Source organism: Alloyangia pacifica (genome assembly GCF_020524285.1).
Lineage (GTDB): Bacteria > Pseudomonadota > Alphaproteobacteria > Rhodobacterales > Rhodobacteraceae > Salipiger > Salipiger pacificus_B.
The window spans coordinates 1-15,692 of the sequence record NZ_JAIVKX010000026.1; the positions used below are offsets into that span (position 1 = coordinate 1).

Genomic DNA, 15,692 nt, shown 5'->3' on the forward strand with positions numbered 1-15,692 from the left:
CGCACAACATCTGCCAGCATTTCGGGGAAGCCGAAACCGGTCATCGCGCCGTCGGCGCCGCGGGCCATCTCCTCGGGCAGGAAGACCCCGCCGTTGCCGCAGAGGATCGAGATGCGGCGCCGCCCTTCGGCCTCGGCGCGGCGCAGCTTGCTGATCTTCGCCAGCCCCGGCCAGTCCTCGTGCTTGAGCATGACCACCTGCGGCACGTCGTCGATGACCCGGGCCAGCACCTCGTCGGAGATGTGCACGCCGGTCGACAGCGGGAAGTCCTGCAGCACGATCGGCACGTCATCCCCGAGCGTGCGGGCAACCTGACCGAAATAGCCGTGGATCTGCGGGTCGGTCTTCAGGCTGCCGGGCGTCGTCACCATGCAGCCGGCGGCGCCCATGTCCATGACGGCCTTGCCCAGCTCGCCGATGGCGGGGAGGCCCGGAGCCGAGACGCCGACCACGATCGGCTTGCCGGCGGCGCGCTTGATCACCCGCTCGGCGACGGCGCGGCTCTCGGCCTGGGTCAGCTTCGGCGCCTCGCCCATCATGCCGAGGATGGTGAGCCCGTCGGCACCCCTGTCGAAGTAGAAGTCGACCACCCGGTCGAGGCTGTCCCAGTCGATCTCGCCGCTGTCGGTGAAGGGCGTGACGGAGATGACGTAGACGCCCTTGGCGTCCGAGGTGAGCAGGGTCATTGGATCTGTCCTTGTTCGGCGAACCAGCCGCTGGCGCCGCGCGCCACGTAGCGGCCGCTGCCGGGGGTGTTGAGAATCTCCGCGCCGTCCCAGACCGGGGTGCCGCGCAGGTAGGTTGCGGCGACGCGCACGCTGAAGCTGTCGCCGTGGAAGGGGGACCATTTCAGCCCGTCGCGCGCGCCGGCCTCGTCGAAGACGAAGGCGCCTTTCTCGAGCACGGCGAAGTCGGCATCGCGGCCCGGCGCGATGGCGCCCTTGGTGTCGAGCCCGAAGAAGCGGGCCGGGCGGGTGCAGAGCTGCTCGGTGGCAAGCCGCGCGGCATCCAGCCCGCGCGCCTCGGCCAGCGTGTAGAAGAGCGGCAGCAGGGTCTGCAGCCCCGGCACACCGGCGCCCGCGTCGAAGATCGAGCCGGTCAGCTTGTTGTCGATCGGCCAGCTCGAATGGTCCGAGGAGGTGAAGGCCACCTGTCCTGCCTCGATCGCCCGCCACAGACCCTCGACCCGGCCGGCGCGGATCGGCGGGTTGACCTTCATCCGGGCACCGAGACGCGCGCCATCCGCCGCCGCATCGAGGCAGAGGTAATGCACGCAGGTCTCGCCGGTGACCCGTGCGCCGAGCCCGGCAAAGGCGGCGACCTGGTCGAAACCTTCGGCCCCTGTCAGGTGCACCGGGTGGGCATGGGCGCCGCTGGCCTGCGCCAGCGCGAGGAACTGCGCGGTGGCGGCCAGCTCGGCGGCCATGGGCCGCGCCTCAGCATGGGCTTCGATGCCGTCGCGACCGGCGGCACGCGCCGCGGCCATACGGGCGCGGACGATTTCCTGATCCTCGTTGTGCAGGCCGAGCGGCACGTCGGTGTCTGCCAGCACCTCCATCATGTCGAGCATCAGGTCGGCGCCGATGCGCGGAAAGCGGGTGGGGCTGCTCTCGAAGGAGGAGATCTTGAAGGCGCAGACGCCGCCTTCGATCAGCGCGCGCATCTCGGCGGTGCCGGTCTCGCGCGTGGCGGTGCCGTAGAGCGCCATGTCGGCATGGGCGTGCTCGGCGATGGCGGCGGTCTTCTCGGCCAGCCGCTCGGGCCGGTCGAGCGGCAGCGGGTTGTCGTAGGGCATGTCGACGAGCGTGGTCACCCCGCCGGCGAGCGCGCCGCGGGTGGTGTCGGCGATGCCGGCCATGCCCTTGGCGCTGGTGGCATGGGTCTGGCCGTCGACGACGCCGGGCAGGATCAGCGCGTCGCCATGGTCGATGGTCCGCGCTGCGGCGGGCGCGTCCGGGCCCTGGCCTGTGGCGTCAATGCGGCCGCCGCTGACCGCGACCCAGCCGTTTTCCAGCGTGGCTTCGGGGGTGACGATCGTGCCGCGGAGGAGAAGGTCCATGTCAGGCATGTCAGGCTCCGGTCTTTACGTATGCGTGGTAATCGAGATCCAGCGTCGTCACCGCGGCGGCGACGGCAGCCTGAACCGGATCAATCACCGGCAGGCCGAGTGCTTGCTGCAGGGCCGCGCGGTGCAGCCCCATGCCGGCGCAGCCGAGGATGATGACCTCGGCGCCGTCGCGATCGCGCAGGGCTTCGGCCGTGGCGCGGATCTTCCCCAGGCTCTCGGGGCGGTTGCCCTCGGCCACGGTCATCGAGATATCGCGGTCTCCGGCGAGGCGCGACAGCAGGCCCAGCTCGTCGATCCGCGCGGCATGGCGGGCAATGGAGGAGGGGCCGAGGGAAATCACCCCGAAGCGGCGCCCCAGTTGTAGCGCGGCATAGTAGGCGGACTCGGCAATGCCGATGACGGGTCGGCCGGGCAGGGCGGCGCGGGTGCGCGCGACGCCGGGATCGGAGAAGCAGGCGATGACTGTTGCGTCGGCCCCCGCGCTGGCGGTGCGCGCCTGCACCATCGGTACGACCTGCGCGACGTCGGCGTCGGTTTCGATCCCGGCGGGGGCGCCCGGCAGGTCGATGCAGCAGATATCGTGCCGTGTCAGCCGGCGCTGCGGCGCGAGACAGGCCGAGATCGAGGCGGTGATGGCCTCCGAGCTGTTGGGATTGAGAACGAGGATGCGGGACATGGAGGTCTTTCGGAAAATGAGGGGCTCAGGCGCCCTGCATGACGAGATGGCCGGGCGCGACCTCGGCATAGCTGCGGACGGGCGGCACGAAATCCGGCGGATGGATCGGGCTTTTGAGCTCGGTCGCCTCGATCACTTGTCGCGTCAGGCGGCGGGCGGGGTCGGGCTCCGGCACCGCCGACAGCAGGCGCCGGGTGTAGGGGTGCTGCGGATCTGCGAAGATGCGGTCGCGCGGCCCGATCTCGACGATCTCGCCCGAGAGCATCACGGCGACCCGGTGGCTGATCCGCTCGACCACCGCCATGTCGTGGCTGATGAACAGATAGGACAGGCCGAGATCGGCCTGCAGTTCCATCATCAGGTTCACCACCTGCGCCTTGATCGTCACGTCGAGCGCCGAGACGCTCTCGTCCGCCACGATCAGCCGCGGCTTCAGCCCCAGGGCGCGGGCGATCGAGATGCGCTGGCGCTGACCGCCGGAGAACTCATGCGGCCAGCGACCGGCCATCTCGGGGTCGAGGCCGACACGGGTCAGCAGGCGGGCCACTTCGGCCGGCGCCTCCGCGCGGTCCAGCAGCCCGTGCACGATCATCGGCTCGGCGATCGCCTCGCCGACGCGCATGCGCGGGTTGAGCGAGCTGAACGGGTCCTGGAAGATCATCTGCATCGCCTGCCGCTCGCGCACCAGGGCGGCGGGCGGCATCGCGCGAAGGTCCTGCCCGTCAAAGCGCAGGCTGCCCGACGTCGGCTCGGTCAGGCGCAGCACCGAGCGACCGGTCGAAGACTTGCCACAGCCCGACTCGCCGACCAGCGCCAGTGTCTCGCCGCGGTAGAGGTCGAACGACAGGTTCTGCACCGCGTGCACCCGGGCGTGGACGCTCCCCAGGACACCGCGGCGCAGGTCGAAGCGGGTGACCAGATCGCGCACCTCGAGCAGCGGCGCCACGCCGCGCTGGACGGTGTCGATGGCCGGGGGCAGTGCGGCGCCTTCCTCGGGGTAGGGCCGGGGCAGGGGGCTGCCGCCGAGGTCGCCGAGCCGCGGCGCGGCGGCCAGCAGGCGGCGGGTGTAATCGGTGCGCGGCGCGGCGAAGATCTGTTCGGTCGCTCCCGCCTCGAGCAGCTTCGAGCGGTACATGACAACGGTGCGCTCGGCGATCTCGGCGACCACGCCCATGTCATGGGTGATGAAGAGCACGCCCATGCCGTCTTCGTCCTGCAGCTCCTTGATGAGCTCGAGGATCTGCGCCTGGATCGTGACATCGAGCGCGGTTGTCGGCTCGTCGGCGATGAGCAGGCGGGGGGCGCAGGCGAGCGCGGTGGCGATCATCACCCGCTGCAGCATGCCGCCCGACATCTCGTGCGGGTATTCCCCGGCGCGCCGCGCGGCGGCGGGAATGCGCACCCGGTCCATCAGGCGCATTGCCTCGGCCATCGCGGCGCGGCGTGAGAGGCCGCGGTGACGCACCAGCGGCTCGGCGATCTGCCGCCCGACGCTGAGCACCGGGTTCAGCGAGGTCATCGGCTCCTGGAAGATCATCGCGATGTCGTTGCCGCGGATCCGCTCCATCTGCCGCTCGGGCAGGGACAGCAGCTCCTTGTTCTCGAAGTGGATGGAGCCGCTGGCGCGGGCGAGCCCTTCGGGCAGCAGCCCCATGACCGAGAGCGCGGTGACGCTCTTGCCCGACCCCGATTCTCCCACGACCGCCAGCGTCTGCCCGGCGGCGACATCGAAGCTGACGTCATCGACCACGCTGCGCCAGCCATCCGGCGTGCGAAACTGCGTGGTGAGGCCTGAAACGGAGAGGAGGGTCATGCGGAGTCCGATGTGAGGAGACGAGGGGATTTACAGCCGATCCGTTCTGTGGTGTCAAATATAAATGTACTTTGTGATATATCACAGTCGCAACAACTCGGAGCCCGATCATGCCGACACCCGATGCCGAGACCCGCGCCAAAGTGCTGCTGACGCCGCAGCAGCTCAAGGCGATGCTGGACGGGCCGCTGCCGCCGGTGGTGATCGCCGTGCAGTCGGTCAATCCATATACCGGCGCCTCCTCGCGCGGCGGGCGCTGGATCCCCGGAGCGGTCGATGCCGACGCCTACAGGGATTTCGCGGGGCCGGCCGAGCGTGACCGCGGGCAACGGCCGCTGCCTGACCCGGCGGCGTTGCAAGCGGCCGTGCGGCGCTGGGGCATCGATGGCCATCGGCCCGTCGTGCTCTATGATGCCGAACGAGCGATGACGGCGGCCCGCGCCTGGTGGGTGCTGCGGTGGGCCGGGATTGCTGATGTGCGGGTGCTGGACGGTGGCCTCGACGCCTGGGTGAAGGCGGGGCTTCGGACCGTGGAAGTAGCTGACATATCGAAAGAAAGTCAAATTGAACTCACGCCGGGGCAGATGCCCGAACTGAACGCGGCGGGTGCGGCCCGGCTGGCGGCGGAGGGGGTGCTTCTCGATGCCCGCATTCGTCCAAACTACATTGGCGGTCCCGAGCAGGGAGGCGATCCGAAGCGCGGCCACATCCCCGGGGCGCAAAGCGCGCCGGCACCGGACAATTTCACCGACGAAGGACCGCTGACCACGCCCGAGACGCTGGCAGAGATGTACCGCGGGCTTGGCGCGACGGGCGCCGCGCCGGTTGGCGTCTATTGCGGTGCAGGTATGTCGGCCGCGGTCACGGTTCTGGCGCTCGCCTCGATCGGGGTCGACGCGGCGATGTACGTGGGCTCCTGGTCGCAATACGTCCAGGACCCGGCCCATCCGGTGAAACGCGGGCCATTTCCCTGAGGGCTGGAAGTTTCCGCTATGGCGGGCCTCTGCGCCTAATTCTTGAGCGCCCCAGGATCGGGTTGGGGAAATCGGTCGCCAAAGCACTCTATCCTTAAATCAAATATTGCACCTGATATATCACAGTGCGCAGTCTTTAACGACACCTCGCGACTCGGTCGCGCAAGAAACGGGCCGCGGCCCCATCCAACACAGGAGCGAAAGATGAAACTGACGCGCAGATTGTTCGGAGCCTTCTCCGGCGCAGCGCTGGGGCTGGCAACGGTTCCGCTCTCCGTCCAGGGCGCGCTTGCGCAAGAGGCGTCGACGCTGGTGATCGCGGTACCCTCCGATCCCGCCGGACTCGAGCCGGGGATCAACAAGGCCGAGCCGATCGGGTCCGAGATCATCCTCAATGTCTTCGACACGCTGGTGGCATGGAAGGCCCCGGACTTCGCCGAGCTTGAGGGACGCCTGGCGACCGACTGGACCGTCTCCGAGGACGGCAAGACCTTCGATTTCACCCTGCGCGACGGCGTCACCTTCCACGACGGCACGCCCTTCAACGCCGAGGCGGTGAAGTTCTCGATCGAGCGCACCACCGAGATGAACCCCTACGTCGAGGCGACGCTGGGTCTGATCGAAAGCATCGAGACCCCCTCCGAGACCGAGGTGGTGTTCACCCTGTCGCGCCCCTATCCCGCCTTCCTGTCGATCCTCGCGCAGCCGCAATCGGCGATTGTGAGCCCGGCGGCGGTCGAGAAGTTCGGCGAGGACTTCGCCAACAACCCGGTCGGCACCGGCCCGTTCACCTTCCGCGCCTACCAGGCCGACACCCGCGTGGTGCTTGACGCCAATGCCGATTATTTCCGCGGGGCGCCGAAGCTCGAGCGGCTGATCTACACCATCATCCCCGAGGCCTCGACCCGGCGCCTCGAGCTGGAGAACGGTGGCGTCGACATCATCCAGCAGGCGGGTCAGCTTTCCGCGGTGCCTTCCGAGGAAATGGCGGCCTTTGCCGACAACGCTGACATCCAGATTCTCGAGAGCCCGTCGCAGATCATCCGCCAGCTCGAGTTCAACAACTCGCTGACCGACGGCCCGTTCACCGACGTGCGCGTGCGCCGCGCCATCGCCATGGCCATCGACTATGACGGGCTGCTCTCTGGCGTCTTCGACGGCACCGCCGAGCGCGTTTACGGCCCGCTTACCTCGAACAGCTGGGCCTTCGATCCGGCGGTCAAGGATCTCGCGCCGAAATACGACCCCGAGGGCGCCAAGGCGCTGCTCAAGGAAGCCGGTGTCGATCCGGCGGACCTTTCGGTCAAGCTCTACAGCTTCCAGGGTGCGCTCTGGGGCGCCGTGGCGACCTTCGTGCAGGCCAACCTCGCCGAGATCGGAGTCGACGTCGAGATCGCTCAGACCGAGTTCCCCTCCTACCGCGCGCTGCACGTGGCCGGCGAATGGCAGATGGCGCTCGACGGCCGCCAGCCCTGGTACAACGACCCCGATGCGCATGTCACCATCGGCTACCTCTCGTCGCTGAAGGACAGCGCGATGACCTTCCGCATGCCGGAAAACTCCGAGCTCGACGCCAAGATCCTCGAGGCGCAGGGCGAGGCCGACATGGAGGCGCGCAAGGCGCTCTACTCGGAGATCCAGAAGGAAATCGTGGAAGACGTGCCGGGCGCCTACCTCTTCAGCCCCAAGCTGATCGTCTTTGCCCGCTCGAATGTCGACGGGCTGGTGGTCAACAGCGCACCGCCGCTGAACGAGTACTGGAGCGTTTCGAAGAACTGATCTTCGCAGCCTCGCGAAACAGGCACCGGCCCGGCCCTTATGGTCGGGGCCGGTGTTCCCCTCTCTGACCGGACTATCCGATGTTTGCCTTCCTCGTGCGGCGCCTGCTGTCGCTCCTCCCCGTCCTCGCGCTGGTGCTGGTGATCGTGTTCTCGCTGGTCCGGCTGATCCCGGGCGATCCGGCGGTGACGCTGCTCGGTCCCGGCGCCACCGACAGTCAGATCGCCGCGCTGCGCGCCCAGCTCAATCTCGATGAACCGGCGCTTCTGCAACTTTGGCACTACGTGGCGGGGCTTGCGCAGGGCGATCTCGGGGTTTCGCTGAAGTCCGGCCAGCCGGTGCTCGACGAGATCCTGCTGCGTCTTCCGGCGACGCTCGAGATCTCCATCGCCGCGGTGCTGGTCGCCATCCTTGTCGGCACGCCGATCGGGGTGCTGTCGGCGACCCGGCCCAACTCCGGCTTCGATCACGGCGTGCGGATCCTGTCGCTGACCGGCGTGTCGATGCCGGCCTTCCTGCTGGCGCTGCTCCTGCAACTCATCTTCGCCACCTGGCTCGGCTGGCTGCCGGTCTCGGGGCGCATGTCGAGCTATCTCTTCGTCGACAACGTTACCGGCTTTGCGCTCATCGACGCGTGGCTCTCGGGCGAGGAGGGCGCGGTGCAGAGCGCCCTGCTGCACATGATCCTGCCGGTCACCGTGCTGGCCGCCTTCCTCGCGGCAACGCTGGGGCGCTTCGTGCGCGCCACGATGCTCGAGACGCTGGGCGAGGATTACGTGCGCACCGCCCGCGCCAAGGGTCTGAGCCGCCGCGAGGTGATCTACGGCCACGCGCTGCGCACCTCGCTGCTGCCGGCGATCACCGTGGTCGGGCTCAAGTTCGCCGAGATGCTGGGCGGTGCGATCCTGACCGAGACGATTTTCAGCTGGCCCGGCATCGGCCGCTTCATGTTCGAGGCGATCCGCAACCGCGACTACCCGGTGATCCAGGGCGCGACGCTGGTCTTCGCCCTGCTCTTCATGCTGACCTCGCTGCTGGTCGACATCCTCTACGCCGTGCTGGACCCGCGCGTCCGCCGCAAGATGCGCTGACAAGGGCAATGCCATGAAAGACCTGATCCATTTCCTTCGTCGCAACACGCTGGCCATGGTCGGCGCGGGCATCCTCGGGACGTTGCTGCTGGCGGTGCTGGCGGGGCCCTTCCTGGTGCAATCGCCGACCGCCATCGACATGGGCGCCAAGCTGCTGCCGCCGGGGCCGGGGCACTGGCTGGGCACCGACAGCTTCGGCCGCGACATGCTTTCGCGCCTCGTCCATGGCGGGCGCTACACGCTGGCCATCGGTGTGCTCGTGGTGGGCATTGCCTTTGTCATCGGTGTCTTCTTCGGCGTGGTCGCGGGCTTTGCCGGTGGCTGGCTCGACACGCTGATCATGCGCGTCGTCGACGCCATGCTGTCCTTCCCGGCATTGGTGCTGGCCATCGCGCTTGCCGCGGCCTTCGGGCCCAGTCTCGAGAATGCCATGGTCGCCGTCGCCATCACCATGGCGCCGCAATTCGCCCGGGTGGCGCGCAGCCAGGCGCTGGCGGTCTCGTCGCGGCTTTATGTCGACGCGGCGCATGCCCTCGGCCTGCCGCAGCGGCGGATCCTGCTGCGCTATGTCCTGGTGAATTCCATCGGTCCGCTGCTGGTGCAGGCGTCGCTCAACGTCGGCAGTGCCATCCTGCAGACCGCCAGCCTCGGGTTCCTTGGCCTCGGGGCGCAGCCGCCGATGCCCGAGTGGGGCGCCGACGTCTCGGCCAACCTCGCCTTCGCCCGCTCCAGCCCCTGGACCGCGCTTGGCCCGGGCTTCGCCATCCTGCTGGCGGTGCTCTCCTTCAACCTGATCGGCGACGCGCTGGCCGACTGGTTCGACCCCCGTCGCCGGAGCCAGATCGGATGAGCCTGCCTGCCATTCCAACCATTGCCCTGGAAAAGATAGACTTCCTGCCGCCCGATCGGGTGACCGACGATTGCAGCGTGCTGACGCTGAAGTCGTTGGTGCTCGAGCCGATGCTGCGCTGGCAGGATGGCGAGATCCGTCCCGGTCTCTTCGCCGATTGGTCGCTGGATGAAACCGGATGCCGCTGGAGCCTGCGGATCCGCCCCGGCAAGGCCTTCCATGATGGCACGCCGGTCCTTGCGCAGCATGCGGCGGAGTTCATCGCGAGGATCCTCGACTCGCGCGACATGTTCGGCATGCCATGGTCCTACGCGCGTTACCTCGCGGGGGCCGAGATCTCCGCCGAGGGACAGGTGCTGACCATCGCGACGCCGAAACCCTTCCCGGATCTGCCCGAGATCCTCTCGGAATTCTATCTGCCGCGCATGGACGCCGAGGGTCGCCCGGTGATCGGCACCGGGCCGTGGCAGGTCGATTCCTTCACGCCCGGTATGGAGGCGTTGCTGCATCGGCGCAGCGACGGGCGCACTGCGCGGTTCGTCGCCATGCCCCGGGCCGAGGACCGGCTGGCCGCGCTGCGCGCAGGCGACGTGCAGGCCGCGACCCACATGGAAAGGCTGGAGCACCCGCTTCGAGGCATCGACGGCTTCGGCTGGCAGGAGCAGACCAGCACGTTGTCGGTCATGGCCTACATGAATGGTTTCGAGGGAGTCTTTGCCGACCCCCACGCACGGCTGGCCGCCAATCTGGCCATCGACCGCGCCCGGCTGGTCGAGGAGGTGATGGGCGGGCTCGCGCGCCCTTCGGACACCATCGTCAGCCCCTGGCATTTCGGCCATGCCGAGGCCGGGCTTGCGCCGCTGCGCTTCGACCCAGACGAGGCACGGCGCCTGCTTGAACTCTCGCAGGGCCCGCGCGAGGTCGTGCTGCGCAGCCCCACCTACATGCCCGAACGGGCGCCCGAGTTCGCGCGCTTCATGGCTGAGGCCTGGGACGCCGTCGGCTTCGAGACCCGGATCGAGATCGCCGAGGATCGGCCGCAATACGCCCGCGATATCGGTGAGAAGCGCATGGGCGACGCCGCGATCTTCGACAGCTCGCCGCACAGCACGTTCCGCGTACTCGATGACAAGATCTCCGGCCTGAGCCGCGCGGTCTGGTGGCAGGGCGTGTGCGATCCCCAGGTCGATGCGGGCTTCGACGCCGCGCGCCACCTGACGAACTGCCAGGCCCGCGCCAGCGCCTATGGCGGGCTTCTGCGCCGCCTGCAGGAGGCACCGCCCTGGGCCTACCTTTTCCACCCTGTGCTCTGCCTTGCGCATGCGCCTGCGCTGCAGGGGCTGAGCCTCGATCACAAGGGCATCCTGCGCATCGCCTGATGTCCGCCCTCAAGTCAGATCCAGACAAGTCACATACAAAAAAAGGAGCCGAGCATGCTCAAGGAATGCGCGATCACCTTCTATTACTACGAGGACATCCACGCGGTGGCCCCCTTTTACGAGGACGTGCTGGGCTTCGAACTGGTGCTCGACCAGGGGCTGGCCCGGATCTACCGCATCGCCGGCAACGCCTATTTCGGCATCGTCGATGGCAACAAGGGGCATCTTAAGCATCAGCCGCAGAGCGCGACGCTCCTGACCGTGGTGTCCGAAGACGTAAAGGGTTGGCACGAGAAGATGACACAGGCCAGCGTTGCCGGGCTGTCCGACATCCTGCGCGGCACCTATTGCGAGCACTTCTTCTTCGAGGATCCGGCTGGCTACGCCATCGAGATCCAGCGCTTCCACAACCCGGATGTGGCCAAGCTCTTCAAATGACCGAACATCCCATCCTGCCCCGGCTCGTGAGCTTTACCCACGAGGACCGTGCCGCCAAGGGCCTGCGGGTCTTTGCCGGTGATGCCGAGCCCGAGGTGGCGGTGCAGTTCACCGCCGCCGAGATGGTCTCCATGCACCGTGCGCAACTGCTGCACGCGCCGCGCGGCGGCGGCAAAACCACCTTGGCGAACGAGCTGGCCGACGCGCTGACAGAGGCTCGTGGTCTGGGGACGGGCCGCCTGCCCGAGGCGCTCTGCCGTCCGGCGGTGCGCAATCCCGAGGGGTTGACGCTTCCGCAGGTCTGGGAGGTCGGCGCATTGCATCCGCTGCTCGCCGCTCCGGGACAGGGCAGGGCGGCGCTGGCCGAGGCGCGCGCCCGATCAGGTGCGGTGCTGCTTATTCTGGACGGGCTCGAGCGCGAGGCCGATCCCTCCGCGCTGGTGCGGGACGCGATGGCATGGATCTCCGGCGCGCCCGAGGCCCGGCTGCTGGTTCTGTGCGAGAGCGGTGCGCTGGAAGCGATCCGACTGCATCCGGACCTGCGTGTCCACGGCCTGCTGCCGCTGCTCCGGCCCGAGCGGAAGGCCGCACTGACCCCGCTCGGGCAGACGGACCCCTGCGACGATCTCTGGGTCTGGCCCGGTCTCTGGGCGCTCTCGCTCGCCGAGGGCCGTGCGCTGAGCCTGGCCGAGGCCGCCGCGACGCCCGCCGCGGAGGACTGGCTGCAGGAGGCGCGGGATGCGGCCGAGCTGGCCGCGCTGTCCGCCGATGAAATCGCCACGCGTGCGCAACAGGATCCCGCCCGCTGGGGTGGGCCACTGCGGCTACTGGTAGCCGAGCGGGGCACGGACGCAGCGCTTGCCGACGCCCTTGCGGGCGCAGGCCCGTTGCCGCTTCTGCTTGCCGCGGCCGATCTGACGCAGGCGAAACAGGAGGGCGCCTCAACAATTGCCAGCGCTCTGACGCACGCCATCGCGCAGGGGGGTGCCGCGCCGGCACTGCGCCGCCGCGCCGGCGAGGCGCTTGCCCGGCTCGGGGACCCGCGGGCGCTGGATGCGCTGGTCTCGGTGCCCGCGGGCACTTACACGATGGGCGGCGATCTGCATCCCAACTCGGCGCCTGCGCATCGCGTCACCCTGCGTGGCTTCCGCATCGGCGCCTACCCGGTGACCTGCGGGGCCTATCTGCGGTTTGTCGAGGACACCGGTCGGAGCTGGGTCACGGCCAACGGGCGGGCGCCGGAGCGCGCCAGCCATCCGGCCACCGATCTCACCTGGCACGACGCCCGCAACTATTGCGCATGGCTCACCGAAAGGTGGCGGGCGGACGGGCGTATTGCCGCGGCTCAGAGCGTGCGCCTGCCGACCGAACGCGAATGGGAGGCGGCCGCGCGCGGCGCCGACGGCTTTGCCTACCCCTGGGGCCAAGACTGGGCGCCCGAACATGCGAATGACGAAGAAACCGCCTTCAACGACATCTGCACGGTCGGCCTCTTTCGCGAGGGCGCCTCGCCCTTCGGATGCTTCGATATGGCGGGGCAGGTCTGGGAATGGTGCACGACCCTCTGGGGCACGGACATGGCCGCGCCGAGCTTTGCCTTCCCCTGGGCCGAGGACGGACGCGAGGCCCTGGACGCATCGCCCGAGGTGCGCCGGGTGCTGCGCGGCGGATGCTTCTCGTCCGGGCGGCTGAAGGCCAACGGCATCTACCGCGGCAGCCTCGAGCCCAATGGCTTCTGGCGGGGCAACGGGTTTCGGGTGGTGGTCTCCTAGGCGCGCGCCACGCATCATCGCGTGACTGTTGAGACGTAGGTGCGGGCGGCGACGGCGCCGAAGAGACATCTCGCAATCGGCCTCGGCCGCTGCCGCGACTTTCTGCGTGGCAGCGGTCGATGCGATGCGGGCCTAGGCGGGCGCTCGCGCGGCATGCGTCGCCCCGGAGAATTGCGCCTCCAGCCAGTCGCAGACATCCGAAACCACCGCGTCCGAAAGCCAATGTCCCAGTCCCTGGTGCACCCGCAGCTCGGCGCCGGGGACCCGCGCCGCGGCGCGTTCGCCGAGGGCGACCGGCAGGCAGGGATCGGCGGCGCCATGTACCACGAGCGCCGGAATCCGGAGCGTGCCAAGCGCCTCTACCCAGTCCGGCGAGTCGGTGATCGCCAGGGCCTGCCGCAGGAAGCCGCCGCCATCGCCGCCGCCCTCGTTCGAGCGATCGAGCAGGGCCCCGGCGCCGGCCCGCGTCGCAGCGTCGTCGGCGCGCACCAGCCCGCCGGAGTAGAACTCGGCGCTCTCGCAATAGGCGCGCAGCTGGCCCTCGCGGTCCGGCGGCAGCAGGAAGAACCGTTCGATCATCGCGTCGTTTGCGGCGGTGCCGGCGGCCACGGGCTCGCCATCAGCGCTGGAGAGCGACACCAGCGCGGTCACGCGGCCCGGCGCGCGCAGCGCCACGTGCTGCGCGATCATCCCGCCCATCGAGAACCCGGCGCAGGCAAAGCGCGCGATCCCGAGGTGGTCGGCCAGCGCCAGAAGATCGTCCGCCATGTCGGCCAGGTGGTAGGGGGCCGCGACGCTGTGCCGGCTGATCCAGCGGAAGCCCTGCGGCACGGCGTCGTACGGCGGGCCCATCCGCTGCGACAGCCCTATGTCGCGGTTGTCGGCGCGGATCACCCGGAAGTTCTGCGCGAGACGTGCCACCAGCGCCTCGGGCCACTCGGTGAGCTGCATGCCGAGGCCGGTTGCAAGAAACAACGCCGGGGCCTCCTCGGGGCCGTCCGTGCGGTAGCACAGGCGAACCCCGTTGACCTTGGCAAAGAGATCGCCTTGGGCGCTCACAGCCCGAGCCCTTCTTTCACCGCAGGCAGGGCGGGGGCACCGTCGAGCGTCGTCACGCCCTCGAGCCAGCCATCCAGCATCTGCGCGTTCTCGTCGATGATCCTGCGCGCGGCATCAAGCTCGGACATGCCATCGTCGAGGATGTAGCCCATGCCGATGTTTTCCATCTCGACGGTGAAGCGCATCTGCGACAGCAGCTTGCCCACGTTCGGGCACTCGGCGTCATAGCCCTTGCGGAACTGGGTGTGCACCGTGGCGCCGCCGAAGTTTGGCCCGTAGAAGTCGTCACCGCCGGTCAGGTAGCGCATGTCGAAGCGGGTGTTCATCGGGTGCGGTGCCCAGCCGAGGAAGACAATCCACTTGCCGCGCTTCACCTCGCGGGCGACCTGCGCCAGCATGCCTTGCTCGGAGCTCTCGACCACGTCCCAGTCGTCCAGGCCGAAGTCCCCGGAGTCGCGCGCCGCGATCATGCTGTCGTTGGAGCCCGGCGAGAGGCCGTAGAGCTTGTGGTCGAACTCGTCCTCATGCGCGGCGATATCGGCGAAGTCATGCACGCCGGCCTCGTAGACATAGGAGGGCACCGCCCAGGTGTATTTCGCGCCTTGGAGGTTCTGCGACACCGTCACAACCGAGCCGTCCTCCTTGAAGGGGGCGTAGTACTTCGTCATCGCCGGGTCCCAGAAACCGAGGAAGGCGTCGACCTCCTGCGAGGCCATCGACTCGTAGATGATCGGGATGCTGAGCATGTCGACCTCGGCGTCGTAGCCGAGCTGTTCGAGCAGCACCTGCGCGATGCCGGAGGTCAGCGCGGTGTCGGTCCAGCCGGGCTGGGCGAGCTGCACGTTGCTGCACGCGGCTTGGGCAAACGGGGCGGAGGCGAGAAAGGCGCTTGCGGCAAGCGCGGCCGGGGAGGTCTTCATCTCAAGTATCCTGTCCTGTTGTTATATAAACTGACCATCGGGTCAATTTATGCGCTGGATAAGATAAGTTGACCGACGAGTCAAACTATACTACCCGCAGTACCTGAATGGGGGCAGGCAGGAGGAACGGCCATGGGACGCAGGCCATTGTCGAAGATCCGCCGCAGGGAGCTGGCCCGGGCGGCGCACCTCTGCCTTGCCCGCCACGGTATGGCCGCCACCACCCTGGCCCGGGTCGCCGAGGAGGCCGGCGTTTCCAAGGCCAGCGTCCTGCACTATTTCCGGACCAAGGAAGACTTGCTGGAAGCGGCGCTGCGGCACGGCAACAGCGCGCTGCGCGACGAGGTTTCGGCGCTGATGAAGGTGGCGCGCGATCCCTGGCAGCGGATCTACGCGGTGATCGAGGCGAACCTTTCGCCGCGGGCCTTCAGGCCGTCGATTGCGCATGGCTGGATGTCGCTCAGCGCGGCGGTGCCCTACAACCGGCAGTACCAGCGCATCCAGACGGTGATCTACGCGCGCACCCGCAGCAATCTCGTGGGGCCGTTGCGGGCGCTGTCGGACGAAAGCACCGCCGAGCTGATGACCGACGCGTTGATCTCGGTGATCGACGGGGTCTGGACGCGTTGCGGGCTGAGCCTCGGCGGAATCACCGCCACGGATGCAAGAGCCCAGTTCGAATTGCTCCTAGATGCGCGCTTTGGCGACACCCCCGAGCGCCGCGCGGCCCAGTCCACCATGGCCGAGGCCTGCCGGATCCTCATGCTGTCGAAGGGGATCGCCGAATAGCGCAGCCGGCCCGCGCCAGGACCGGTGGCCTGGCAGACATTCGGGTTCCAGCTGTACGTCGACCTTCCCAGTCGCGATTCAGTC

At 68.6% G+C, this 15,692-nt stretch carries 14 protein-coding genes; 8 read left to right on the forward strand and 6 right to left on the reverse strand.

Features of this window, described 5'->3' with window-relative positions; genetic code table 11:
- From LC039_RS25675 to LC039_RS25690, 4 genes are all read right to left on the reverse strand, one after another.
- Positions 1-686 (reverse strand): dihydrodipicolinate synthase family protein (locus LC039_RS25675; RefSeq protein ID WP_226629544.1); only part of this gene is annotated, 686 nt, incomplete at its 3' end.
- On the reverse strand, positions 683-2,059 hold the full coding sequence (locus tag LC039_RS25680; protein ID WP_226629546.1) for a dihydroorotase: 1,377 nt from the start codon (positions 2,057-2,059) through the stop codon (positions 683-685). The genes LC039_RS25680 and LC039_RS25675, both read right to left, overlap by 4 nt.
- Before the next feature lie 10 nt (positions 2,060-2,069).
- On the reverse strand, positions 2,070-2,744 hold the full coding sequence (locus LC039_RS25685) for an aspartate/glutamate racemase family protein (protein WP_226629548.1): 675 nt from the start codon (positions 2,742-2,744) through the stop codon (positions 2,070-2,072).
- A 25-nt stretch (positions 2,745-2,769) separates the two neighbouring features.
- Positions 2,770-4,557, reverse strand: a complete 1,788-nt coding sequence (locus LC039_RS25690; protein ID WP_226629550.1) for an ABC transporter ATP-binding protein — start codon at positions 4,555-4,557, stop codon at positions 2,770-2,772.
- A 110-nt stretch (positions 4,558-4,667) separates the two neighbouring features.
- Here LC039_RS25690 and LC039_RS25695 point away from each other — a divergent pair, with 110 nt between their 5' ends.
- The 7 genes from LC039_RS25695 to LC039_RS25725 all read left to right on the forward strand — a co-directional run bounded on the left by LC039_RS25695 (position 4,668) and on the right by LC039_RS25725 (position 12,840).
- On the forward strand, positions 4,668-5,531 hold the full coding sequence (locus LC039_RS25695) for a sulfurtransferase (RefSeq protein WP_226629552.1): 864 nt from the start codon (positions 4,668-4,670) through the stop codon (positions 5,529-5,531).
- A 204-nt stretch (positions 5,532-5,735) separates the two neighbouring features.
- Positions 5,736-7,310 (forward strand): ABC transporter substrate-binding protein, encoded by a 1,575-nt coding sequence (locus tag LC039_RS25700; protein ID WP_226629553.1) that lies wholly within the window; start codon positions 5,736-5,738, stop codon positions 7,308-7,310.
- A gap of 80 nt (positions 7,311-7,390) precedes the next feature.
- The gene (locus tag LC039_RS25705; protein WP_226629555.1) at positions 7,391-8,401 is read left to right on the forward strand and encodes an ABC transporter permease; all 1,011 of its coding nucleotides are present in this window, start codon (positions 7,391-7,393) and stop codon (positions 8,399-8,401) included.
- A gap of 13 nt (positions 8,402-8,414) precedes the next feature.
- Positions 8,415-9,251: an ABC transporter permease gene (locus LC039_RS25710; RefSeq protein WP_226629556.1), complete on the forward strand. Its 837-nt coding sequence runs from the start codon at positions 8,415-8,417 to the stop codon at positions 9,249-9,251.
- On the forward strand, positions 9,248-10,630 hold the full coding sequence (locus tag LC039_RS25715; RefSeq protein WP_226629558.1) for an ABC transporter substrate-binding protein: 1,383 nt from the start codon (positions 9,248-9,250) through the stop codon (positions 10,628-10,630). The genes LC039_RS25710 and LC039_RS25715 overlap by 4 nt, the downstream gene beginning before the upstream one ends.
- A gap of 54 nt (positions 10,631-10,684) precedes the next feature.
- Positions 10,685-11,068 carry a VOC family protein gene (locus tag LC039_RS25720; RefSeq protein ID WP_226629560.1) on the forward strand — a complete coding sequence of 128 codons (384 nt, stop codon included), beginning with the start codon at positions 10,685-10,687 and terminating at the stop codon, positions 11,066-11,068.
- Positions 11,065-12,840, forward strand: coding sequence for a formylglycine-generating enzyme family protein (locus tag LC039_RS25725; protein WP_226629562.1), 1,776 nt, complete (start codon positions 11,065-11,067; stop codon positions 12,838-12,840). The genes LC039_RS25720 and LC039_RS25725 overlap by 4 nt, the downstream gene beginning before the upstream one ends.
- A 132-nt stretch (positions 12,841-12,972) precedes the next feature.
- Here the strand turns inward: LC039_RS25725 and LC039_RS25730 are convergent, their stop codons facing one another.
- Both LC039_RS25730 and choX read right to left on the reverse strand, forming a co-directional pair.
- Positions 12,973-13,899: an alpha/beta fold hydrolase gene (locus tag LC039_RS25730; RefSeq protein ID WP_226629563.1), complete on the reverse strand. Its 927-nt coding sequence runs from the start codon at positions 13,897-13,899 to the stop codon at positions 12,973-12,975.
- Positions 13,896-14,819 (reverse strand): choline ABC transporter substrate-binding protein, encoded by a 924-nt coding sequence (gene choX, locus LC039_RS25735; RefSeq protein ID WP_226629565.1) that lies wholly within the window; start codon positions 14,817-14,819, stop codon positions 13,896-13,898. Before choX ends, LC039_RS25730 begins: the two co-directional genes overlap by 4 nt.
- A gap of 132 nt (positions 14,820-14,951) precedes the next feature.
- On the opposite strand from choX, the gene betI reads away from it, so the two are divergent.
- On the forward strand, positions 14,952-15,608 hold the full coding sequence (betI, locus tag LC039_RS25740) for a transcriptional regulator BetI (RefSeq protein ID WP_226629567.1): 657 nt from the start codon (positions 14,952-14,954) through the stop codon (positions 15,606-15,608).
- The last annotated feature ends 84 nt before the right edge of the window (positions 15,609-15,692 follow it).